The organism is Flavobacterium restrictum, assembly GCF_007097245.1.
Classification (GTDB): domain Bacteria; phylum Bacteroidota; class Bacteroidia; order Flavobacteriales; family Flavobacteriaceae; genus Flavobacterium; species Flavobacterium restrictum.
Map to the genome: position 1 here is coordinate 259,327 of NZ_VJZT01000001.1, position 24,488 is coordinate 283,814.

24 protein-coding genes and 1 tRNA gene are annotated in these 24,488 nt (G+C 35.5%); 15 read left to right on the forward strand and 10 right to left on the reverse strand.

The annotated features are described in order from the left end of the window. Positions 1-124 precede the first annotated feature (124 nt). Genes FNW21_RS01105 through FNW21_RS01120 form a run of 4 tightly spaced genes read left to right on the forward strand, consistent with a single transcriptional unit; the run spans position 125 to position 3,953 of the window. On the forward strand, positions 125-853 hold the full coding sequence (locus tag FNW21_RS01105; protein ID WP_144254886.1) for a 3-keto-disaccharide hydrolase: 729 nt from the start codon (positions 125-127) through the stop codon (positions 851-853). 59 nt (positions 854-912) lie between these two features. Further along, the gene (locus tag FNW21_RS01110) at positions 913-2,151 is read left to right on the forward strand and encodes a nucleoside permease (RefSeq protein WP_144254887.1); all 1,239 of its coding nucleotides are present in this window, start codon (positions 913-915) and stop codon (positions 2,149-2,151) included. Positions 2,152-2,161: 10 nt separating this feature from the next. After that, positions 2,162-3,055 carry a hydroxypyruvate isomerase family protein gene (locus tag FNW21_RS01115; protein WP_144254888.1) on the forward strand — a complete coding sequence of 298 codons (894 nt, stop codon included), beginning with the start codon at positions 2,162-2,164 and terminating at the stop codon, positions 3,053-3,055. A 22-nt stretch (positions 3,056-3,077) separates the two neighbouring features. Beyond that, positions 3,078-3,953: a sugar phosphate isomerase/epimerase family protein gene (locus FNW21_RS01120; protein ID WP_144254889.1), complete on the forward strand. Its 876-nt coding sequence runs from the start codon at positions 3,078-3,080 to the stop codon at positions 3,951-3,953. A 198-nt stretch (positions 3,954-4,151) separates the two neighbouring features. Here the strand turns inward: FNW21_RS01120 and FNW21_RS01125 are convergent, their stop codons facing one another. Together FNW21_RS01125 and FNW21_RS01130 are read right to left on the reverse strand one after the other, a co-directional pair. After that, entirely contained in the window at positions 4,152-5,282 is a 1,131-nt protein-coding gene (locus FNW21_RS01125; RefSeq protein ID WP_144254890.1) for a serine hydrolase, read from the reverse strand. 114 nt (positions 5,283-5,396) lie between these two features. Further along, positions 5,397-5,471 (reverse strand) — tRNA-Val (locus FNW21_RS01130). Positions 5,472-5,655: 184 nt separating this feature from the next. On the opposite strand from FNW21_RS01130, the gene FNW21_RS01135 reads away from it, so the two are divergent. The 3 genes from FNW21_RS01135 (at position 5,656) to FNW21_RS01145 (ending at position 8,706) form a co-directional block, all read left to right on the forward strand. Further along, a complete protein-coding gene (locus FNW21_RS01135) occupies positions 5,656-7,443 on the forward strand; it encodes an ABC transporter ATP-binding protein (RefSeq protein WP_144254891.1) in 1,788 nt (595 codons plus the stop codon). A 100-nt stretch (positions 7,444-7,543) separates the two neighbouring features. Further along, complete coding sequence (gene smpB, locus FNW21_RS01140; RefSeq protein ID WP_144254892.1) at positions 7,544-7,996, forward strand: SsrA-binding protein SmpB; 453 nt, start codon at positions 7,544-7,546, stop codon at positions 7,994-7,996. A 71-nt stretch (positions 7,997-8,067) separates the two neighbouring features. Beyond that, positions 8,068-8,706 (forward strand): hypothetical protein, encoded by a 639-nt coding sequence (locus FNW21_RS01145; RefSeq protein WP_144254893.1) that lies wholly within the window; start codon positions 8,068-8,070, stop codon positions 8,704-8,706. A gap of 72 nt (positions 8,707-8,778) precedes the next feature. On the opposite strand, the gene FNW21_RS01150 is transcribed toward FNW21_RS01145, so the two are convergent. Beyond that, the gene (locus FNW21_RS01150; protein WP_144254894.1) at positions 8,779-9,420 is read right to left on the reverse strand and encodes a protein-L-isoaspartate(D-aspartate) O-methyltransferase; all 642 of its coding nucleotides are present in this window, start codon (positions 9,418-9,420) and stop codon (positions 8,779-8,781) included. Between the two features lie 144 nt (positions 9,421-9,564). Here FNW21_RS01150 and FNW21_RS01155 point away from each other — a divergent pair, with 144 nt between their 5' ends. The 8 genes from FNW21_RS01155 to FNW21_RS01190 all read left to right on the forward strand — a co-directional run bounded on the left by FNW21_RS01155 (position 9,565) and on the right by FNW21_RS01190 (position 16,547). Beyond that, positions 9,565-10,530, forward strand: a complete 966-nt coding sequence (locus FNW21_RS01155; RefSeq protein ID WP_144254895.1) for a Gfo/Idh/MocA family protein — start codon at positions 9,565-9,567, stop codon at positions 10,528-10,530. A gap of 3 nt (positions 10,531-10,533) precedes the next feature. Continuing rightward, positions 10,534-11,130: a hypothetical protein gene (locus tag FNW21_RS01160; protein ID WP_144254896.1), complete on the forward strand. Its 597-nt coding sequence runs from the start codon at positions 10,534-10,536 to the stop codon at positions 11,128-11,130. Position 11,131: 1 nt separating this feature from the next. Then, entirely contained in the window at positions 11,132-12,019 is an 888-nt protein-coding gene (locus FNW21_RS01165) for a 3-hydroxyacyl-CoA dehydrogenase family protein (protein WP_144254897.1), read from the forward strand. A gap of 1 nt (position 12,020) precedes the next feature. Beyond that, entirely contained in the window at positions 12,021-12,689 is a 669-nt protein-coding gene (locus FNW21_RS01170) for a YggS family pyridoxal phosphate-dependent enzyme (RefSeq protein ID WP_144254898.1), read from the forward strand. 56 nt (positions 12,690-12,745) lie between these two features. Beyond that, complete coding sequence (locus FNW21_RS01175) at positions 12,746-13,114, forward strand: four helix bundle protein (protein ID WP_144254899.1); 369 nt, start codon at positions 12,746-12,748, stop codon at positions 13,112-13,114. A 146-nt stretch (positions 13,115-13,260) separates the two neighbouring features. After that, on the forward strand, positions 13,261-14,622 hold the full coding sequence (locus FNW21_RS01180) for an exonuclease domain-containing protein (RefSeq protein ID WP_144254900.1): 1,362 nt from the start codon (positions 13,261-13,263) through the stop codon (positions 14,620-14,622). A gap of 12 nt (positions 14,623-14,634) precedes the next feature. Then, positions 14,635-15,555: a tRNA (adenosine(37)-N6)-dimethylallyltransferase MiaA gene (miaA, locus tag FNW21_RS01185; protein WP_144254901.1), complete on the forward strand. Its 921-nt coding sequence runs from the start codon at positions 14,635-14,637 to the stop codon at positions 15,553-15,555. A 248-nt stretch (positions 15,556-15,803) separates the two neighbouring features. After that, a complete protein-coding gene (locus FNW21_RS01190) occupies positions 15,804-16,547 on the forward strand; it encodes an acyl-[acyl-carrier-protein] thioesterase (protein ID WP_144254902.1) in 744 nt (247 codons plus the stop codon). 73 nt (positions 16,548-16,620) lie between these two features. On the opposite strand, the gene rpsA is transcribed toward FNW21_RS01190, so the two are convergent. The 7 genes from rpsA to ygiD all read right to left on the reverse strand — a co-directional run bounded on the left by rpsA (position 16,621) and on the right by ygiD (position 24,464). Beyond that, positions 16,621-18,399, reverse strand: coding sequence for a 30S ribosomal protein S1 (rpsA, locus tag FNW21_RS01195; RefSeq protein WP_144254903.1), 1,779 nt, complete (start codon positions 18,397-18,399; stop codon positions 16,621-16,623). 398 nt (positions 18,400-18,797) lie between these two features. Then, a complete protein-coding gene (locus FNW21_RS01200) occupies positions 18,798-20,174 on the reverse strand; it encodes a nucleoside permease (protein ID WP_144254904.1) in 1,377 nt (458 codons plus the stop codon). A 70-nt stretch (positions 20,175-20,244) separates the two neighbouring features. After that, entirely contained in the window at positions 20,245-20,937 is a 693-nt protein-coding gene (gene cmk / locus FNW21_RS01205) for a (d)CMP kinase (RefSeq protein ID WP_144254905.1), read from the reverse strand. Positions 20,938-21,189: 252 nt separating this feature from the next. Beyond that, entirely contained in the window at positions 21,190-22,215 is a 1,026-nt protein-coding gene (gene porQ, locus FNW21_RS01210; RefSeq protein ID WP_144254906.1) for a type IX secretion system protein PorQ, read from the reverse strand. Between the two features lie 131 nt (positions 22,216-22,346). After that, positions 22,347-23,075, reverse strand: coding sequence for a 3-deoxy-manno-octulosonate cytidylyltransferase (kdsB, locus tag FNW21_RS01215; protein ID WP_144254907.1), 729 nt, complete (start codon positions 23,073-23,075; stop codon positions 22,347-22,349). A gap of 106 nt (positions 23,076-23,181) precedes the next feature. Then, positions 23,182-23,595 (reverse strand): hypothetical protein, encoded by a 414-nt coding sequence (locus FNW21_RS01220; RefSeq protein WP_144254908.1) that lies wholly within the window; start codon positions 23,593-23,595, stop codon positions 23,182-23,184. 38 nt (positions 23,596-23,633) lie between these two features. Continuing rightward, complete coding sequence (gene ygiD, locus FNW21_RS01225; RefSeq protein ID WP_144254909.1) at positions 23,634-24,464, reverse strand: 4,5-DOPA-extradiol-dioxygenase; 831 nt, start codon at positions 24,462-24,464, stop codon at positions 23,634-23,636. Positions 24,465-24,488: the final 24 nt, after the last annotated feature.

Here is a 24,488-nt window from a genome sequence, read left to right on the forward strand (position 1 = left end):
AGCATTAGGAAAAGGGGCTTCTAGCACCTATATTGAATAGCCCCTTTTCCTAATGGTGGCACGCCCAAAGCAAAGGAATTGTTACACTTATAAAATTGTGTTTAAAAAATTAAATTATAAAGAAATGAAAAAAAATATTTTTACTGCAGTACTTGCTTTTGCCTTATTTCAAACTGTAAATGCGCAAGTTCCAAAAGGCTTTAAGGCCATTTTTGACGGGCAAACCACAACGGGATGGCATACTTATGGAAAAACAACGGTGGGTACCGCTTGGAAAGTGGAAGATGGGGTTTTGCATTTTGATCCTGCTGCCGCCAAAGATGGGCAAGGAGGTGATCTTGTGACCAATGTAGACTATACTAATTTTCACTTGAAACTGGAGTGGAAAGTGGCGCCAAAAGCCAATAGCGGTATTATTTTTTATGTAAATGAAGACCCAAAAAAATATAAAAATACGTATGAAACAGGTCTAGAAATGCAAGTTTTGGACAATGACGGGCATCCCGATGGGAAAATTCCAAAGCACCGATCGGGCGATTTGTATGATTTAATAAAAAGCAGTAGTGAACCCGTAAAGCCTGTAGGAGAATGGAATACGGCAGAAGTGGTTTGTAAAAACGGAAAGCTTTCTTTGGTTTTGAACGGCGTAATTGTTGTGGAAACCATGCTTTGGGATGCTAATTTTAAAACATTGGTTGCAGGAAGTAAATTTGCTGCTTGGGCTGATTTTGGAACGTTCAAAACGGGAAAAATTGCTTTGCAAGATCATGGCGAAAATGTGTGGTATCGCAACATTTACATTAAAGAATGGAATACACTAAAAGTAACTACTGGTTGCGAAAACGGCATGTAACAGCAGTAGAAAGCCTAAAAAAAAACTAAAATAATAACCAAAAACCAATATATAACTAAATGAATACAACAATCCGCTTTAAATTATCTGTAATGATGTTTCTCGAATTTTTTATTTGGGGGGCATGGTTTGTTACGTTGGGAACTTTTTTAGGAAGTAATCTAAAAGCTACTGGTGCCGAAACTGCAGCCGTATTTTCGACTCAATCATGGGGAGCGATTATTGCTCCTTTTATAATTGGTTTGATTGCCGATCGCTATTTTAACGCCGAGAAAATTTTGGGGATTTTGCACATTATTGGTGCTTTTTTGATGTATCAAATGTATCAATCACAGGATGTTGGATTGTTTTACACCTACGTTTTGAGCTATATGGTTTTGTACATGCCTACATTGGCGTTAGTAAATTCGGTGGCATTTAATCAAATGAACGATCCAGAAAAAGAGTTTGCAAACATCAGAGTTTGGGGTACAATAGGCTGGATTGTTGCGGGATTATCAATTAGTTTTATATTTCATTGGGATGCTGCCGAAGCAATTTCAGGAGGATTGCTTAAAAATACGTTTCTTTTGGCTGGAATCGCTGCTTTTATTTTGGGTGTTTTTAGTTTTACACTGCCAAAAACGCCACCAAAAGTGAGTAACGAAAAAATTAAAATTGGTGACATAATTGGGTTAGATGCTTTGAAACTATTGAAGGACAAAAATTTTGCAATATTCTTTATCTCTTCCATTTTGATTTGTATTCCATTGGCATTTTATTATCAAAATGCACATCCTTTTTTGACGGTGGCAGGAGTTGAAAATCCTACTGGAAAAATGGCAATTGGTCAAATATCCGAAGCCTTGTTTTTATTACTGATTCCTGTGTTTTTTAGTCGTTTTGGATTCAAAAAAACGATTTTGGTGGGGATGTTGGCATGGGCAATTCGCTATGTTTTATTTGCATACGGCAATGGAGGTGATTTGAGTTTTATGCTGATCATAGGAATTGCTTTGCACGGAATATGTTATGATTTTTTCTTTGTTTCAGGTCAAATTTATACCAATTCCAAAGCTGGTGAAAAATACAAAAGTGCCGCTCAAGGCCTGATAACACTCGCCACTTATGGTGTAGGAATGTTAATAGGTTTTGCAGTTGCAGGTTGGATTACGGATAATTATAAAACAATAGAAGGCACCACAAACTGGCAGATGGTTTGGATCATACCAGCGGGAATTGCATTTGTTGTATTCTTGATTTTTGCAGTATTATTTACGGATAAAAACAAAACGCAAGACGCAATTGCTAGCGTTTAAAAACAAAAAAATGAGTACAAATTTTGACCGAAGAACCGCTATAAAAGGAATGCTAGCTGGAGCGGCAGTTTTAGGAATTCCAGCTGAATTTTCGGCTTTGGCCAGTCCAAATACGGATGCAAAAAAAACAGTAGGTATGTTGAAAGGAAACATAAATCATTCGGTGGCACGATGGTGTTTTAATGATTTAGATATAGAAACGCTTTGTATTGAAGCCAAAAAAATTGGAATTACAGGAATTGATTTGGTTGGTCCTAAAGATTGGCTCATTTTGCAAAAACACGGTTTGGTGTCTACAATGTGCAATGGTGCCGAAATTAATTTAGTTGATGGTTTTAATGACCTTCAATTTCATGATGTATTGCTAAAAAATTACACCGAAATGATTCCGCTTGTAGCAAAAGCAGGGTATAAAAATCTAATTTGTTTTAGCGGCAGCCGAAGAGGAAAAACCGATGAAGAAGGTTGGAATAATTGCATTATTGGTTTACAAAAACTACTTCCACTAGCCGAAAAATACAATGTTACCCTCGTGATGGAATTATTAAATAGCAAAATTGATCATAAAGATTACCAATGTGACCGCACAAGTTGGGGCGTAACGCTGGCAAAACGATTGAATTCGGAACATTTTAAATTGCTTTTTGATATTTATCACATGCAAATTGACGAAGGCGATATTATTCGAAATATTAGAGAAAATAACGCCTATATTACCCATTTTCATACCGCTGGAGTTCCTGGGCGAAATGAAATTGATGCCACACAAGAACTCTATTATCCTGCCATAATGAAAGCCATTGCTGCCACTGGTTTTACGGGATTTGTAGGGCAGGAATTCATAGCCAAGAATCCGAACAAACTCGCTTCATTGCAGCAAGCCATTACTATTTGTGATATTTAAAATTTTAAAAAAAAATAAAGTTATGATAAAAAGAAGAGATTTTCTAATCAACAGCGGCTTGGCTTTAGGAGCATTAGCAATAGCACCTTCATTTGCTTTTGAAGCAAAAAAGAAACCAATAGGAATTCAATTATGGTCTCTGCGAGACACTTTGCCTGGCGATGTCAAAGGCGTTTTGACACAGGTTGGAAAAATAGGTTTTAGCGAAGTAGAAACTTTTGGCTATTCGGTTTCCAAAGGTTTTTTTGGAACTTCGGTGCCTGATTTTAAGTTAATGCTCGATGATAATGGATTGAAAGCGACAAGTAATCATTTTGATTTTAATTCGGTTATTAAAGATGGTAATACGGATATTGTAAAAACCTACATAGAAACGGCAAACCATTTGGGTAGCGAATATATTACTGTGCCGTGGATTTTGCCTGAATTGCGTGGTACAACTGCCGATGATTACAAAAAACTTGCCTCAAAAATAAACGAAGCAGCTGCACTTTGTGCAGCATCAGGATTAAAATTAGCGTATCACAATCATGATTTTGAATTCATTAAATTTGGAAACACAACTGGATATGAAATTTTGCTAAACGAAACGGATAAAAAATTAGTCGATTTTGAAATGGATTTGTATTGGGTTGTTCGTGCGGGATACAATCCTATTGACTTGTTCCAAAAATATCCTAGACGTGTCAAAATGTGGCATGTAAAAGATATGGACAAACAAAACCACGATTTCAATGCCGAAATAGGAACGGGTGCAATTGATTTTAGAGCTATTTTTGCCAAAGCCGAACTTTCGGGAATGAAACGATTTTTCTTGGAGCACGAATCAAATTACAAACCAAATCCTATTGAGTCTGTAGCAACGAGTTTTAACTATATTCAAAAAAGCTTACTTTAATTTTTTTTAAGTAACACAAGGAATGGGATACTTTTGGGTATCCCATTTTTTATAGTAAAGTCTTTTTATTAGTCTTTAATTCTCTACAGGATAAGAAACAAGATGTACTTTTTTGGTAAAAAACGTTAACTTGGATTATTCCTTAAGTTCCCTTTTTATCCGAAGAAATTCTGGGTGCTTTAACCTTGAATTAGTGAATTATTTTTTATTGTTTTTATAAAGAGATCGTCCCAATGCGGCAAGAAACGGAAATCCAATAGCATCGTATTCATATGCATTGTCATTAAAAATTCCGTCTTTATTGACAAGAATTGTCGCCGAAACCAGGAATTCAACTTTGTTTTCAACATCAACAATATAGGCACAATCAATTAGCGTTCCATAGGCCTCTCCTACTTTGTTGTATATTTTAATAGTTTTTGGTATGGACGCTTTGGTATCTCCAAACATAAAAAACTTACAATAACCATCATAATATTCGGCTGGATCGTATCCTGCATTTCTTGGTAAATTCTGCATGGAGTAAAGTATAAATTCTCGCTCTTTATCAGTTAAATGAAAGCGTTCATTTTCTTTGAAAACTTGAGGAAAAACAATTCTTTTTAACGTATTGTGCATTGTTTCCAATGAATAATAATTCTTATCAGAAAAATCATAAGGCTTTGCAATTATTTTGTCATTCTCTAAATATCCTATCCCTTTTTTTACTTTTTTAAGTTGCAATGGAGCAAAAGTATCACAAATTGTTGCTGGAATAGTCGTTACCGAAAAATCATCTTTATACAAAGTAACTGCTTTCATAACTCGACTTCCAGAATGAACCGCTGATAATCGATGTGTCACTCTAAAATCCAGCAAACCTTTACTATGCATACTCGTATTCAAATAATCAAATCCAATAAATTCAAACAAATTATTACTAGCTTCATTATCACTTACAGCAAATATTTTTGATATTTCATCGGAAAATCGGTATTTCTTTAGGTTACCATCAATAGAAAATTCGGTATTTATTGAGGTATTGGGTATTGTATTTAACTTTTCTAAAGCCAAGACTGCTATGGGAAATTTCACTACACTTGCAGGATAAAAATAGTTTTTTGAAGCCACATGATATTTGTAATCCTTAAAAGTGACGGCATTATTCTTATCTCGGATGATTTGAGTATAAATAATTTGCAATTCATATTCTTTTGGATGATCCAAAACCCTTTTAATAAGACTATCGTTTGAAGTAAGCGATTGTTGGAGAGGATTGTTTTTGAGATTGGCACAGCCCAAAAGACAAAAAACAACAAAAAAGGATACAATTGCAGCTATTTTATTCATACCATTTGTTTAAAAAAGTACTGCAATGTAATGAAAATGAGTAGGAAATAAAATAAGAGACGAATAAATTTAAAGTAATTAAACAAAAAAATCCGATATTGCTATCGGATTTTGTGGGCGATGAGGGGTTCGAACCCCCGACCCCCTCGGTGTAAACGAGGTGCTCTGAACCAGCTGAGCTAATCGCCCTAATTGTGAGTGCAAATATACATTTAGAAATTGTATTTACAAGGAAATTTGGAAAAAATAAATAAAAAAAGTCCATCTTTTTGCTTATCAATTCTTTTTCAGTCGTTTAAATCAAGAATCAATTGGCGTTATTTTTTTGTTATCAATTGCTATAGTAGTACATTTGGAACATAAAATAATTATAATGGCACGGTTCAAAGAAAACGATTTACCAAAATCAAAAATTACAGCAAGTTCTCTCAATAAAGCAAAAATAATTTTTAAATATGCTGGAAACAACCGCTGGAAATTTTACGTTGGTTTAGTGTTTTTACTGCTCACTAGCGTTACTGCTTTGGCGTTTCCTAAATTTATGGGAATGCTTGTAGATTGTGTGAATAAAAAAGACAGTGCCCTAGCCAATCAAATTGCGCTTGGCCTAGGATTGGTTTTAATTTTGCAATCCGTATTCTCCTTTTTTAGGTTGTCCTTATTTGTAAATTTTACCGAAAATACGCTCGCCAATGTTCGTATGGCATTGTATACCAATTTAGTAAAATTACCCATGTCGTTTTTTTCTCAAAAACGGGTTGGAGAATTAAATAGCCGTATTAGCAACGATATTGGACAAATTCAAGATACTTTAACAACAACAATTGCCGAATTTTTGCGTCAGTTTATTTTAATCATTGGGAGTTTTGCCATGCTGGCGAGCATCAATATCAAACTTACAATTATGATGGTTTCGGTGGTGCCTTTGGTGGGAGTTGCTGCCGTTATTTTTGGTCGTTTTATTCGGAAATATTCCAAAAAAGTACAAGATCAAGTTGCCGAAAGCCAAGTGGTTGTTGAAGAAACAATGCAAGGAATAAGTATTGTAAAAGCGTTTGCCAATGAATGGTACGAAATAGAACGTTATAAAGACAAAATAAAAGAAGTCGTAAAAATTGCCATCAAAGGCGGACAATTTCGTGGCTATTTTGCCTCGTTTATCATTGTTTGCTTGTTCGGAACCATTGTGGCTGTGGTTTGGTATGGCGTGCAGTTGAGTATTGCGGGCGAAATTACCGTGGGGCAATTGTTCACTTTTATACTCTATTCAAGCTATGTAGGAGCTTCGTCTGGGGGAATTGCCGAGTTGTACGCCCAAATGCAAAAAGCAATTGGAGCTACTGAACGTGTATTTGAACTATTAGAAGAAACCCCCGAAAAAATAAATTCCGTACAAAACCCAGCTTCCAATCACAAAATAAAAGGGGAAGTAACTTTTCAAAACGTAGCGTTTAGTTATCCGTCAAGAAAGGAAATTCAAGTTTTGAAAGACGTTAGTTTTAAGGCTGAATTTGGTCAAAAAATTGCCATTGTTGGTCCAAGCGGTACTGGAAAATCGACTATTGCCTCACTCCTACTTCGCTTTTATGATATCGAGAGTGGTTCCATTTTAGTCGATGGAAAAAATATTTATGAATACGATTTAGAAAATCTTCGTGGCAATATGAGCATCGTTCCTCAAGATGTGATTCTTTTTGGAGGCACTATCAAAGAAAATATCGCTTACGGAAAACCTAATGCAACCAATGACGAAATTCTTTTGGCTGCCAAACAAGCAAATGCTTTAAATTTTATAGAAAGCTTTCCCGAAAAAATGGAAACTATCGTGGGCGAAAGAGGTATAAAATTATCAGGTGGTCAGCGACAACGCATAGCTATTGCTAGAGCATTGCTCAAGAATCCAAGTATTTTGATACTCGACGAAGCGACTTCATCATTGGATAGTGAAAGCGAAAAATTAGTGCAAGAAGCATTAGAAATTTTGATGCAAGGAAGAACGAGTATCATAATTGCCCACCGTCTTTCGACCATACGAAGTGCCGATCAAATTTTGGTACTTGATAACGGTAAAATTACCGAGCAAGGCACACATCAGGAGCTAATTGGGCTGGAAAACGGACTGTATAAAAACTTAAGCAATTTACAATTTAGTAATTCGTAGGTAGTAAAACATTTTATTTTACCCCTCAAAAACCATTTGAAAATTCATTTTTTTAGAGATTACGTGATTCGTTTTCTTTTTTTATTATACCTTATATCCTATGCTAAAAACCGTCAACATACTTAACAAAAGAGCTCGTTTTGATTATGAAATAATCGAAACTTTTACTGCGGGAATCGTTTTGGCAGGTACCGAAATAAAATCCATTCGTTTAGGAAAAGCCAACATTACCGAAAGTTTTTGCGAATTTTCTGATATGGAACTTTTTGCCATCAACACCTATATTGAGGAATATTCGTTTGGGAATCAATTCAATCACAAAGCACGAAGCGAGCGCAAATTACTTTTGAATAAAAAAGAATTAAAAAATTTAGCCAAAAGTGTTCAAGCCAAAGGACTTACAATAATTCCATTAAAGTTATTTACGAACGAAAAAGGGATGGCGAAACTGCAAATTGGTCTTTGCAAAGGAAAGAAAACCTATGACAAAAGAGAATCGCTCAAAGAACAAGACACAAAACGAGATTTAGACCGAATCAAAAAATCTTTTTAAAGATAATATTGGATACAATTTATCCCAAAATTATCCTTATTTTTACTACTCTAAATCAAATATGTTAAATTATGAAAAAGTTTTTAGTTATTGTATCTTGCATTTTTATGGCAAGTTGTGGAAGTAATACAGCAATTGTTAATAGCTGGAGAGACCCAGATACCACTATTGCAAATCAAGAATTCAAAAAAGTATTAGTAGTAGCACTTGTAAAAGACGAAGCGACTCGTAGAACTACCGAGAATAGAATTGCCTCCAGTAATCCTATCTTTCACTCTTCGTATTCTTTTTTGAATGGTACAAATTTGGATCTTACCAAAGAACAAAAAATAAAAATACTCAACGACGAGAACTTTGACGGCGTTGTAACCATGCGATTGGTAAGCACCGAAAAAGAAACGAGTTATGTACCAGGCACTAATACCTCTTTGTATTATGGCGGTATGGGAGGCATGTATTCCGGAATGTATGGTTACGGATTTGGTAATTGGTACGGCATGTATTCGTCTAATTTTTATAATTCAGGCTATTACCAAGAAACAACCTATTATTTAGTAGAAACTAATATTTTCTCTTTGAAAGAAAATAAATTAATTTGGACAGGAACTACAAAATCTTCTAATATAACGGATATTGGTACAACGGTTGATGCCATTATGCAAGCAGTAGTTGGTGAAATGAAAAAAGACGGTTCGTTACCAAAAAAATAAATGTACAAACAGCAGCAAAAAAAATAATACTTTGACTAGTATTATTTTTTTTGCTTTTTACTGAAATTCCACTTAATTTTTATCCTCCAAAAGTGGTACAAATCGGAACTCACCAAACTCATGTTTCTCGAATTGGGTTTCGTTTTTACGAATCAATAAAGTCATAATTTGAACATCCTCACCTAACGGAATTACAAGCCTACCTCCTATTTTTAGTTGTGCCATCAATGGTTTTGGAATCATTGGCGCACCCGCAGTTACAATAATACTGTCAAATGGGGCATGAAGTGGCAATCCCTTATAGCCATCTCCAAAAGATAAATGCTTGGGACGAATACCCAATTTTGGGAACAAATTCGATGTTTGCTTAAACAACTCATTTTGCCGCTCTACACTATAGACTTTTGCACCCATGGTACACAAAACTGCAGTTTGATAGCCCGAACCCGTGCCTATCTCTAAAACTTTGTGCTCTTTTTTCAATTCTAATAATTGAGACTGAAAAGCCACAGTATACGGTTGCGAAATTGTTTGCCCCGCACCTATTGGAAACGCTTTGTCCTGATACGCATAATCCTCAAAACTGGAATTCAAAAATAAATGTCGGGGGATTTTTTTAATCGCGTCCAACACGTTCCCATCCGTAATTCCTTTTTGTTGCAAAAGGCTTACTAATTGATTCCGAAGTCCTTGATGTTTGGCAGTATCTTTCAAAATAGAGTTGATTTATTTTGGTAAAAATAGAAAAGAATTTCTAATAAAAATATTGCTTTTATAGTTTAAATTTATGGAAATAATTGTGCTGTATCTGTAATAAATTAATCAATAAATTGCTATTTTTGTAGAAATAACATTATTATGCTGAAAATTGGAGTATTAGGTGCTGGTCATCTGGGAAAAATACATTTGCGCTTATTGCAACAATCTGAAAAATATGAATTGGTTGGTTTTTATGACGAAAATGTAGAAAATGGTCAAAAAATCGAAAAAGAATTTGGCTATAAACAATTTAAAACCATTGCCACTTTACTACACGCTGTTGATGTAATTGATATAGTGACTCCTACCTTATCCCATTTTAAATGTGCCAAAGTTGCCATTAAATCCGGTAAGCACGTTTTTATAGAAAAACCAATCTCCAATACGGTCGAGGAAGCAATAGAGATCATTGCGTTGGCCAAGGAATACAACGTAAAAGGACAAGTAGGACATGTAGAACGGTTCAATCCTGCCTTTATCTCCACCAAGAATATGATCGAAAATCCCATGTTCATCGAAGCCCATCGCTTGGCAGAGTTCAATCCTCGTGGTACGGATGTTCCAGTGGTGCTCGACTTGATGATTCACGATATTGATGCCATTTTGAGTGTGGTAAATTCCAAAGTAAAACACATCAATGCTAGTGGCGTTTCCGTAATTAGTGATACGCCTGATATTGCCAATGCCCGAATTGAATTCGAAAATGGTTGTGTTGCTAATTTAACAGCCAGCCGAATTTCGATGAAAAACATGCGTAAATCCCGTTTTTTCCAAAAAGACGCCTACATCTCGGTTGATTTTCTCGAAAAAAGATGCGAAGTAGTCAAAATGAAAGATGCTCCCGAAGTACCTGGCGATTTTGATATGATTTTACAAAATGCCGAAGGCGTAAAAAAACAAATCTATTTCTCGAATCCAAATGTGGAACAAAACAACGCCATTCTGGACGAATTAGAATCTTTTGCCCACGCTATTACTACTAATACGACACCTGTTGTAACTTTAGAACAAGCTACAGCTGCGCTAAAAGTGGCGTATCAAATTATTGATTGTTTTAAGAAGTAATTAATGGAAAACAAATTAGAAATTAAGTATCGAAATCAAAGACAAACTTTTGAAATACTAGACAATGAAATAAATGTAGATTTAAATACTTCAAAACATAAATTAAAATACAATATTCCGTTGGAGGATATAAAAAATACTCAATTTATTTCGAAAAGTAAACAAGATGGTTTTGCTTTAGTGACTTATTTATCAATTCTTTTAAATCTTATTTTTGTAATCTATATTACATCTGAATCTGTAAAGTTCACTAAAAATTCACTTTTAAGTATATTTTTTTCAAGTTCGTTTGCTATTGTTTTGGTATTAAGAACATTATTTGAAGATTTTAATGAAAAACACATAGATTCCTCTAAACTTTTTTACTTTATTTATACTAAAAAGAATGCACCTGAAGTTGATAAATTCATCGAATTGGTTTACAAAAAACAAGTCGAATTTTTTAGAAAAAAATATTTTTTGATAGACCCAGTTTTACCTTATACTATTCAATATGAAAGATATATATGGCTTTATAGCAATAAATACATCAATGAAAATGAATATGAAGTTATCAAAGAAGATTTAGATAAATACTTCAATTTTAATCCAATCATATAAAATGAAAACAATAGCCGTAATCGGAGCAGGAACTATGGGAAACGGAATTGCGCATGCATTTGCTCAAAGCGGATTTACTGTAAAGTTAATTGATATTTCCGAAAAATCGCTAGATAAAGGCATGCAAACCATTGCCAACAACCTAGACCGAATGGTAGCAAAAGGCACTATCACTCAACAGGATGTGATTAGAACAATTACTAATATTATCACCTATACGGATATTAATGATGGCGTTGTTGGCGTAGATTTAGTCATTGAAGCCGCCACCGAAAACGTTGATTTAAAACTGAATATCTTCAAACAATTAAATGAGGCTTGTTCGCACAATACGATTTTGGCAACTAATACCTCCTCTATTTCGATTACACAAATTGCGACTGTTGTGGCGCATCCAGAGCGCGTGATTGGCATGCACTTCATGAATCCGGTGCCCGTTATGAAATTGGTAGAAATCATTCGAGGTTACAATACGAGCGATGAAGTGACGAAAACCATCATGGATTTATCCGAAAAACTGGGTAAAAATCCTGTTGAAGTCAACGATTATCCTGGGTTTGTAGCCAACAGAATTTTAATGCCCATGATCAACGAAGCCATAGAAACGGTATACAACAAAGTGGCAGGCGTTTATGAAATTGATACCGTGATGAAACTCGGAATGGGTCACCCTATGGGACCATTGCAATTAGCCGATTTTATTGGATTGGATGTGTGTTTGGCAATTCTTAACGTAATGTACGACGGTTTCAAAAACCCAAAATACGCACCTTGTCCGTTATTAGTCAATATGGTTCGTGCTGGAAAACTGGGCGTGAAATCTGGTGAAGGTTTTTATGATTACAGCGAAAGTAAAAAAGCGGATAAAATTTCGAAACAATTTAATTAATATGTCAATTACAAAAAACCTCCTCCAAATAAAATCCACTTTACTATCAACCGTAACGCTTGTTGCTGTTTCTAAAACCAAACCCATTCCGGATTTGATGGAAGCCTACGATGCGGGTCAACGCATTTTTGGCGAAAACAAAATCCAGGAAATGGCCGAGAAATGGGAAGCGATGCCAAAAGATATTGAATGGCACATGATTGGTCACGTTCAAACCAATAAAGTGAAATTTATGGCGCCCTTTGTGAACTTAATTCATGGCGTTGACAGCTTGAAATTGCTAGAAGAAATCAACAAACAAGCCAAAAAAAACAATAGAATTATCGATTGTTTGCTTCAAATATACATTGCAGAAGAAGAAACTAAATTTGGTTTAGACGAACAAGAATTAAACGAGATTCTTACTTCCACCACATTTCAGGAAATGAAAAACATTCGAATTGTTGGATTAATGGGAATGGCGACTTTTACTGATAATCAATCGCAAATCAAGAAAGAATTTACCCATTTAAAATCGATTTTTGATAAATTATTACACAGTACAGACGCGATTAATCGCGTCTCTACGTGGCAAACTATTTCTATGGGAATGTCCGGCGATTATCAACTCGCAATTGAATGTGGTAGCACGATGGTTCGGATTGGAAGTAGTATCTTTGGGGGACGATAAAATGCAATGGCAATTTCAATGACAATTTCAATGACAATTTCAAAATAAAAAAAGAAATGGAAGTAAACGAACCTAATTTTGATAAAATCTACAATTTTGAAGATCGATTGGTTCGTTTTGCTGGAGAATGTATTTTCTTTGTTAGAAAATTGGACAAAACATTTGAACTTGAATATTATAAAAATCAACTAATTCGTTCATCAGGAAGTTCCTCCCTTAATTACGGAGAGGCACAAGGAACGATAACAAGTAAAGATTTTATTTTCAAAGCTTCATTAACAGTAAAAGAATTGAAAGAATCCAGAAATTCATTAAAAGTTCTTGAATATATCAATGAAGGAGAACTAGAAAAAAGAAAATGGCTTTTGGCAGAGGTTGAGGAACTTATCGCTATAGCATCAAAAATGATTAATAATAAAAAATAGTTCAAAATCAATTTCAATGGCAATGAGTTTTCAATAGCAATGGCAATACCAATTTTCAATTTTTAAGAATTGACATTGCCATTGATTTTTGATATTGACATTGTATAATTGCCATTGCCATTGATTTTTTGAAATTGATATTGAAAATGTACGCAATACTCGACATAGAAACCACTGGGGGACAATTTAACGAAGAAGGAATTACCGAAATCGCCATCTATAAATTTGATGGACACGAAATCGTGGACCAATTCATCAGTTTAGTCAATCCCGAAATCCCAATTCAGCCGTTTGTGGTTAAATTAACGGGGATTAATAACGCCATGTTGCGCTCGGCGCCCAAGTTTTTTGAAGTGGCCAAACGCATCATCGAAATCACTCAAGATTGCGTTTTAGTAGCGCACAACGCCTCATTTGATTATCGAATACTACGCACTGAATTCCGTCGTTTGGGATATGATTTTAATCTCAAAACGCTTTGCACCGTCGAATTATCTCAAAAATTAATGCCTGAACAACCTTCCCATAGTTTAGGGAAATTAGTTCGTGCACTTGGCATTCCTATGGCCGACAGGCATCGCGCGAGTGGCGACGCTATGGCAACGGTAAAATTATTCAAAATGCTTTTGGATAAAGATCTCGAAAAAGTCATTCTAAAGGAGCTCATCAAAACCGAAATCGAGAAAGGAATTGCGCCCAAATTATTGGATATTGTTCAAAATATGCCTTCGAGAACAGGAATATACTACATTCATAACGATAAAGGTGTTCTCATTTACATTGGCAAAAGCCGAAATATTAAAAAAAGAATCAACCAACATTTTACGGGAAATACGACCAAATGCAAAAAAATTCAAACCGAAGTCTATACCGTAACCTATGACGAAACGGGAAGTGAATTGATTGCTCTATTGAAAGAAAGCGAAGAAATTAAGGTCAACAAACCCATTTTGAATAGAGCGCAACGCAAGAGTATTTTTCAATTGGCGTTGTATGCCGAGATGGATAAAAAAGGCTACTTGAACTTAAAAATTCAAAAAGCCGATGGACGAAAAAAAGAAATTACATCATTCTCATCGCTACAAGAAGCTAAAAATATGCTGTTTCACATCACCACAAAATACCAGTTGTGCCAGAAATTAAACGGCTTGTATCAAACCAAAAAAGAATGTTTTCAATACACCATCAAGGAATGTGATGGCGCGTGTGTTGGGCAAATTAGCCCCGAGGAATACAATAGTAGAGTGCAGACTTTTATAAACCAAAACACCTACGAAAATCAAAACATGATTGTAATCGATAAAGGAAGAAACATCAGCGAACGCTCGGCAGTTTTGATCGAAAACGGTATTTATAAAGGATACGCTTTTTATGATTTGAATTATCAAATTACCAATGTCGAAATCCTAAAAAACATCCTAATTCCGATGCAAAACAATCGGGATGCCAAAAATATAATCCAAAGCCAACTCCGAAAAAGTAAGACTTTGAAAGTGATTCATTTTTAATTTTTATAGAAAATGAAATACCTAATCACTATTGTAGGACCAACAGCAATTGGCAAAACGGCTTTGAGTATTGCCTTGGCACAACATTTCAATTGCGATATTATTTCCTGCGACAGCCGACAGTTTTTTAAGGAAATGACCATTGGCACTGCTGTTCCAAGTCCAGAAGAATTAGCTGCGGCAAAACATCATTTTATACAAAACAAATCAATTTTTGACACGTACACTGTTGGCGAATACGAAAAAGAAGCGTTGAGTATAATAGCACAATTGCACCAAACTAATGATTATGTTATCCTAGTTGGCGGTTCGGGATTGTATGTGGATGCGGTTTTAAAAGGTTTTGATGAATTCCCAGAAATTGATAATGCGGTTCGAGAAACTGTTCGAATGCAATATGATGCAAAGGGATTGCCTTTTCTACAAGAAAAATTAAAAGAATTAGACCAATCTTATTTTGATTCTTTATTGGAAAATAATCCGCAAACCCTGCAAAATCCGCAACGCATGATGCGATTTGTAGAAGTAGGTTTGGGAACCGGAAAAGCATATTCATCTTTTTTGAATAAAGAAAAAAACAACCGCAATTTCACTCCAATAAGCATTGGTCTTGACGCCGAAAGACCTGTGATTTACGACCGAATCAATCAACGGGTGGACATCATGATGAACCAAGGTTTATTGGCAGAAGCCACTGAATTGTTTCCTAATAAAAGCTTAAACGCCTTGCAAACGGTGGGTTATAGAGAACTTTTTAGTTACTTTGAAGGCGAAATTACTTTGAAATTTGCTGTTGAAGAAATCAAGAAAAATACCCGCCGATTTTCGAAAAGACAACTGACTTGGTTCAAAGGAAATGAAGCAATAAAGTGGTTTGATTATTTGACGAATCCAAAGGAAATTATTGATTATATAAAAGGTAAATCAGTATGAATACATTAAAATTAATAGGGAGAATTATATTTTTTATTCTAACTGTATATTTAATACTTCCATATTCTATGGCATTATTTATGAAATTTGAAGATCCTCATTCTAAAAATCTCAATACTGAAGAATTCTTTATTTATGGAATTCTATTATTAGGGTTTATTGCCATTAACATTAAATTATTTTTACCCTATTTCAAAAAATCTAAATTCTAAAATCGTAAATCTAAAATCGTAAATCTAAAATTAAAAATGCCCATTTCACACAACTTCACCTCCGTTTTAAGCAAAGACTGGGAAATCAATTTTACCCAATGTGCGCCCAATGGCTATTTGAAATATACCGAGTTGTGCAATTTGCTACAGCTGACCGCAGCGGCACATTCGGAAATTGGTGGGATTAGTTTTTCGGATATGCAGGAATTTAATCAAGCTTGGGTTTTGAGCAGAATGCGAGTTGAAATCACAGCTTTGCCACAATGGCGTGATGTAGTTACCATAAAAACGTGGATTAATTCGCTAGAAAACTCCCGCTCGGTTCGGGCATTAGAAATGTATGTAAATGGGCAGAAAATAGTAGGTTCCGAAACTTTTTGGGTCGTTTTTAATACTGTCAAAAGACGCCCTGAAGCCTTACAACTCCCATTTGAACATTTTGAATTATTCCCTGAAAAGAAAGCAACGCTCCAAGGGTTTTCCAAAATAAACCTGCATCCAGAAACGGAGAAGGTTTTTGAGAGAACAGTTTTTTTGTCGGATTTAGATATTGTGAATCACGCCAATAATGTAAAGTATTTGGAATGGTGCATTGATTTAGCTGCAACTGATTTGATTTTGAATCAAAAAATAGAAAGTTTCGAAATGAATTTTCTAAAAGAATTAGCGCTAAATGATACCGTTTTTATTCGCAAAAGCACTATCCAAAACGAAACTATATTTAGTATTACCAAAGCAGATAAAACTAGTTTTGCCTTGCAATTGAACTGGAAAGAATAAAATTCTAGTAAAATAGTTTTCATAAAAAAAGCCCCGCAATTGCGGGGCTTTCTATATTCATAAAATCAAGAAATTATTTTTTCTCTGATTTTTCCATTTTAGCTTTCAATGCTGCTAACACATCATTGTTATCTCCTAAAGTTGCAGCTGGTGCATTTGTAGTAGAGTTTGATGAAGTATTTTCAGTAACTGCTTTCACGTTTTTCTCTTCTTCTTCACGGAAAATGGCCGTGTGAGATGCCACTACTCTTTTGAATTCTTTGTTGAATTCGATTACTTTGAAATCAGCAGTATCGCCTTTTTTCAATTTCTTACCATCTTCTTTTTCAAGGTGACGAGTAGGAATAAAAGCAACGATATCATCTCCAAATTCTACAGTAGCTCCTTTGTCAACGATTTCAGAAATTTCACCATTGTGTATAGTTCCTACAGCGAATGAATCTTCATATTGATCCCAAGGATTAGCAGTAGTTTGTTTGTGACCTAAAGATAATTTACGTCCGTCAACATCTAATTCTAATACAACTACGTCTAATTTTTCACCAACATTTACAAATTCTGATGGATGTTTGATTTTTTTAGTCCAAGAAAGGTCAGAGATATAAATCAATCCGTCAATTCCTTCTTCTAATTCTACAAAAATTCCAAAGTTTGTAAAGTTTCTAACGATACCTGAATGTTTAGAACCTACAGGGTATTTAGCAGTGATATCAGTCCAAGGATCTTGAGACAATTGTTTGATACCTAATGACATTTTACGGTCATCTCTGTCTAATGTTAAAATTTGAGCTTCAACAACATCACCTACTTTTACGAAATCTTGAGCAGAACGTAAATGAGTAGACCATGACATTTCAGAAACGTGGATCAAACCTTCAACACCTTCAGCCACTTCGATAAATGCACCGTAATCAGCGATTACAACTACTTTCCCATTTACTTTATCACCAATTTTCAAATCAGCATTTAAAGCATCCCATGGGTGAGCGTTCAATTGTTTCAATCCTAATTGAATTCTTGTTTTCTCATCATCGAAATCAAGGATTACAACATTTAATTTTTGGTCTAATTCCAATACTTCACTTGGGTGGTTGATTCTACTCCAAGAAAGATCCGTAATGTGAATTAATCCATCAACACCACCAAGATCAATAAAGACACCATAAGAAGTAATGTTTTTAACAACACCTTCTAATACTTGTCCTTTTTGTAATTGACCGATGATTTCTTTTTTCTGTACTTCAATATCCGCTTCAATAAGCGCTTTATGAGAAACAACAACATTTTTGAATTCGTGGTTGATTTTTACCACTTTGAATTCCATCATTTTGTTTACATATACATCGTAGTCTCTAATTGGTTTCACGTCAATTTGAGATCCTGGTAAGAAAGCTTCAATTCCGAAAACGTCAACGATCATACCACCTTTAGTTCTGCATTTTACAAAACCATTAACGATTTCTCCTGTTTCGTTAGCCGAAATAACTCTATCCCAAGATTTGATAGTACGTGCTTTTCTGTGAGATAATACTAGTTGACCTGTTTTGTCCTCACGGATGTCAATTAATACTTCTACTTTGTCACCTACTTTTAAAGCTGGGTTGTAACGGAATTCGTTTAATGAAATAACACCTTCCGATTTTGCGTTGATATCAACGATAACGTCTCTATCTGTGATTCTTACAACTACTCCTTCTACAACTTCTTCTTGATCTGTAGCGATAAATGTTTTTGAAACTAGTTCTTCGAATTCCAATAAGTTTTTCTCATCTACTGCATCGATACCTTCTTCGAAGTTATGCCAGTTAAAATTTGCTAAAAACTCTTCTTGTGATTTAATTTGTTCAGACATGCTGATTAAAAATTTGTATTCTGTGTTCTCTCGTGTTTCTTAATGCAGCAGAAAATACAGAAGTTGTTGATATATATAATTGATTCCTAATGGAAACACTAACCGCCAAAAGGTGTGCAAAAGTAATTCTTTTTTATTTATTTGCAAAATATTTAAGGCGAGATATTTACGAGAAAACTCAAATCAAACATAAAAAGGTTTAGTAGCGAATGATAGGGCATTTTTGGAGGCAGAGTTCCCGCTATCATTCCTATCTTTTAGTCTCGTCCCAAAATACCAGACTAAAAAGGATATTCCCTTCCATCAAGACTAGATGGGTTATATGGTGATGTATCTACAAAACGAAGCCCGATAAATTTATGAAACATATCGGGCTTGCTTAAAAGATCAGTAATAATTTAATGGCTCACGTTTTCTATTTCATCAACATTATGCTCATGTTTGAACAAAGCGGCAAATGCAACAGCAATAATCAAAGCATACACTGCAAAAGCCAGCCAAATGGTATGCCAGTCTTTCATCAAAATAGCGGTGTCAAAAAAACCATCTGGAGAAATGGTTTTTCCTTGGTTTTTTATAAAATCCAACATTTTGGAATTCGCCACATCGGTTTGCAAAAAAGAAGCTAAATCCGTTGAAGAGGCAAATGACTTTGTAAAAAAACGATCAATCGCCCAACCTGATGTAAAACTGCCTAACACTGCGCCAACACCGTTGGTCATCATCATAAACAATCCTTGTGCCGAGGAACGATTTCTAGAATCGGTATTGGTTTCTACAAAAAGTGACCCTGAAATATTAAAGAAATCAAATGCCATTCCGTACACAATACACGATAAAACAATCATCCACAACCCGTCAGTTGGATTTCCAAAGGCAAACAATCCAAAACGCAATACCCAAGCCAACATGCTAATTAACATGACTTGTTTAATCCCAAATCGCTTCAAGAAAAAAGGAATTGCCAATATAAACAACGTTTCCGAAACCTGGGAAATAGACATAATTATAGTCGAATATTGAATCACAAAGGAATCGGCATATTTGGGAAAATGTTTAAATTCATCCAGAAAAACATCGCCATAAGCATTGGTCAATTGCAAAGCTCCTCCCAAAAACATAGAGAAAATAAAGAACAACGCCATTTTATAATTGGCAAATAATGTAAAGGATTCTAACCCTAATGTTTCGATCAAGGAAGCCTTTTCTTTAATTAATCGTTGTGGTTTGCATTGTGGCAAGGTAAACGCATAAATTCCCAAAATAAGAGCCGCCATCCCAGCAATGTAAAACTGGTACGAAGTTGCTTTATTGCCCGTTAAATTGGTAATCCACATGGCGACAATAAACCCAATTGTTCCAAAAACGCGTATAGGTGGAAAATTTTTTACCACATCCTTATTATTCAATTTTAAGGACGTAAAGGATATTGAATTGCTTAATGCAATGGTGGGCATGTAAAAACACATCGCCAATAGCATTCCGTAAATAAAACCAGTTGGAGTGGTTATTTCTGGTAAATAGAACAATACCGCTGCATATAAAACATGAAGAATTCCATATAATTTTTCGGCATTTACCCATCTGTCGGCTATAATTCCGGTAAGAGTTGGCATAAATAAGGACGCAATTCCCATGGTGCTAAAAACCAAACCAAATTGAGTTCCTTCCCAACTTTTGGTGCCAAACCAGTAATTTGCAATTGTTATTAGCCACGCTCCCCAAACAAAAAATTGGAGAAAACTCATTGCGATTAATCTGTTTTTAATTCCCATGAAAAGTGGTTTAATTGTTTTACAAATTCAAAGGTGTAAAACTACCATTAAAAAATAAACCTACAACTATTTAAGCTGTTTTAACAACCTCCTGAACCAATTCAAAAACCACGTCAAACTGCTCTTTTTTGCTCAAATAGGAATTGTCAATTTCTATGGCATCGGCAGCCATTACCAAAGGTGAATCGGCTCTATGGGTATCAATATAATCGCGTTCTTCTACATTTTTAAGCACTTCTTCGTAGGTCACAGCATCGCCTTTGGCTTGCAATTCGTCAAAACGTCGTTGCGCTCGAGTATCTGCTCCTGCGGTCATGAAAATTTTGAGTTCGGCATCAGGAAAAACGACCGTTCCTATATCTCTACCATCCATGACAATGCCTTTATTCTTGCCCATTTCTTGTTGCTGCTCTACCAATTTGGCTCGCACTTGCGATACCTCGGCAACTTTACTCACAAAGTTAGACACTTCAAGGGTTCGAATTTCGGTTTCGACATTGGCATCGTTCAAATACATTTCGGCAAAGCCCAAATCAGCATTAAACTTAAAGGATAACGTAATGTAAGGCAGGCTATTAATGAGTGTTTCTTTGTCTAGAAAGTCAGGGGAAATATATCCGTTTTGCATCGCAAAAAAAGCAATTGCACGATACATCGCTCCTGTGTCTACATATATATAACCTAACTCCTTGGCAAGTTCTTTGGCCAAAGTACTTTTTCCTGTAGAGGAAAATCCGTCTATTGCAATGGTGATTTTTTTCATTTTCATTTTATTTTTTTGCTGAATGCTTCGATTTACAACATTTGATTAGGACACTATTTTTTTGGTTGCTTTGCGTGAGGGATTGAAGTGGAGCTCTTTTTAAATTTGGCGAATTTTTCTTCGCCAAATTTAAAAAAGCGGGAACGGAATGCCCGACCCGACCTTTTCGAGAGGGTCACGCCCAAAACAAAAAACTGTCTTTGTAGAATTAAACCTGTTTTTTTTTTTCACAAATACGTTTTGTTGTCCCAATCAATTTTCTGAAAAATTTATGGTCAAGCCAAATAAACTCGTATTGCCTGCCAAAGTGTATCTTGAATACGAATAATTGAATTTTAATTTGTTCATTTTGAGGCCAAATCCCAATGAAATTCCCGAGAAATTACGCTGATCTACCACACGCAATTCTTCGGCTCTGCGAAAATTATATCCTAACCGAAGATTAAACGCTTTCTTGGGAAAAAGTTCCACCCCAAAAATCACATGGCGCAACGCATTATTTACAAACGAAACTTTCTCCTGACTTGATTCGCCGTCAATGCTTGAATTCGCCCGAACGGGATTCGAAAACGCAATATTCCATTGTTGCAAATTTTCTAAAGTAAGGTGCCAGCGAACAGGAACATTATCTAATTCTTGCGATACACCAAGGATAATTTCAAGCGGCAGCTTCTCATTTGTGCCTGAATACGTAGTGAATTGCGTTCCTATATTCCGTATAACCAATCCCCAATTGACATCATTGCGCTGGTCTATAAAAAGGGCTCCAATATCTACTGCGCCACCCAAGGAACTGTAACTTTCGAGATTTGATGAAATTAATTTGCCATTTACACCAATGTGAATATCCGTAAACGGAATGTTGTAGGCATACGCCAAAGAAAGTGCTATTTCGCTACCAGAGAAAGCACTAGTGGCCAAACCGTTTTCGTCATATCCTTCAAAATTGCCATAGTTTACATAATTCACACCTGCTTGAAAAGTTTGCAAATGCCGGTCGTAAGTGTACGCATACGATGCCGTTCCATAAGTGACTTCCTTGTAATAACTACCGTAGTTTAAAGCCAAATGGTTGTCCATATCCGCATTCAAAGTAGCGGGATTGAAATGAACTTGATTCACATCATCATCATAAATTGTAATCGTTTTTCCGCCCAATGCCGCTTGTCTTGGCGAAGTTACCAAGTTCAAAAACTGATAAATATACTTCCCTCCTATTTGCCCGTACGAAACGGTGCAAAATAAAAATACAACTACAAATAAAAGTTTCTTGGGCATGTTCTAAATCGCTTTTTCTAAATGGTAAAACGCAACTGCGAAGATAAAATTATAAATAGAATAAAATACACATTTAAAGTTGAAAAGATTGCACGAATCAATGAGCAAAAGTACCCCATTGAAAAGCAATTTTAAAGCAGCATTTTTCGGGCTTTATGTAAATCTTCGGGGGTATCAATTCCTATTCCTACATGATTGGTTTCGACCATTTTGATGCGTTTTCCAAATTCTAAATACCGCAATTGTTCCAGTTTTTCGGTGGCTTCCAATGATTTCATGGGCAAACTATAAAAATCCAACAAGGCTTGTTTTCTAAACGCATAAATGCCAATGTGTTGCATGTAGCGAACGCCCACATTCGTTTCTCTAGGATACGGAATCACGGAACGGGAAAAGTACAAAGCAAATCCGTTTTGATCCACCACTACTTTTACATTATTAGGGTTGTTGATTTCGGTTTCGGCTGTAATTTCTCGCATCAACGAGGCCAAATCAATCTTTTTATCGGTATCTTTTTTAAAAATTTCGATCACTTTTGCCAGCGGTTCTGCATCAATAAAAGGTTCGTCACCTTGCACATTGATAACAAGATCTACATCGAGATTGGCGATTGCTTCGGCAATTCGGTCGCTACCGGATTCGTGTTCCTTGATGCTCATTATAGCTTTTCCGCCGTGAGAAACGATTTCGTTGTAAATTAAATCCGAATCGGTTACCACAAAAATTGCATCAAACAAATGGGTTTTTACTGCGGCTTCATAAGTGCGTAAAATCACGGTTTTTCCTCCCAAATCCTGCATTAATTTGGCCGGAAACCTAGTAGAGGCGTAGCGTGCGGGTATGACTGCGATTATTTTCATTTTTTATTTGTTTTTTTGCCACGAAGACTCGAAGGCGCAAAGTTTTGTTTTATGATTTGAAGTAGTTTTCAAATTGAGAATCACTTTGTTTTATAATCTCCTTTAGCTACTCTTCTCTAGTTTCAATAAACTCATATTCGGTATTACCAAATTCCAAGCTCAATTGTTTTGCTTTGAATTTTACTTTAGTGTCAATTATTTCAATTTCATAAACATCAGTTTTTCCATCTTCATCAAATGTTTCATAAAACAAGCCGTCTTTTACCCCCCATTTTCCTTTTTCGACATGATTTTCTACTTCACAGTTTTCTATTACGGTAAATAATAAAACATAAGTACCGTTTTTATTTCGGTTTTGTATCCAATATTTAGTCAAACCAGGTTTTTGATTGTCCTTTTCAGAGCCGCTCCAACTGCCTGTTAGTTTCTTTTTTAGTTGCTCATCATCTACTGATTTTGTTGTAGCACAAGAGAATAATAAAAATAATGTTAGAGTCAAAAAAGATAATTTTGTTTTCATAGTTTAAATAATTTTAGTGTAAATATATACGATTTATTTCATGTGATTTTTACCGAGGTCATACTCAACGAACCCGCCACTAATTTGTCATTGAACAAAGTCAGTTCTTCGGTTTTGTCTTTGAGACCCAAAGTATAAATCAAAGGCAAATAATGGTCTGGCGTAGGAATGGCTAACTGCAAGGCTCGGGCTTGTTTCTCGTAATTAATAAGCGGCTGAAAATCGCCGTCCAATAAATAATTGTTGATGGTTTGTCGGGCTTCAATCGCCCAATCATACCCGTAATTGTCTTTGTCAAAATTAGGAAAATCGACCAATCGCAAGTTGTGTACAATATTGCCGCTACCTATAATCAAGATGCCTTTTTGGCGTAAACTGCTTAATTTTTGAGCCAATTCAAAATGGTATTGCGGTGATTTTGTATAATCGATACTCAACTGAATTACAGGTACATTTGCATCAGGATATAAATGTTTAATAACACTCCAAGAACCGTGGTCTAAACCCCAATGTTCGTCTAGTTCTACCGGAATGGGTTGCAGTAATTCTTGTGTTGCAGCGGCTAATGCGGGACTTCCTTTGGCGGGATATTCTACTTCGAACAAGGCTTGCGGAAAGCCGCCAAAATCATGAATCGTTCTTGGCATTTCCATAGCGGTAACTTTGGTTCCACTAGTAAACCAATGCGCCGAAACACACAAAATAGCGTTGGGTTGCGGCAAGGTTTTGGCTAAATTCCGAAAGCCGGCAACAAACTCATTTTCCTCGATGGCATTCATCGGACTGCCGTGTCCTAGAAACAAAACAGGCATTTTTTCGGTATTAGAAAAAGTGCTTGATATGGCGTGCAAATCGTTTAAAGTGTGCATTGTTTTTTGTTTTGCAAATTAAAA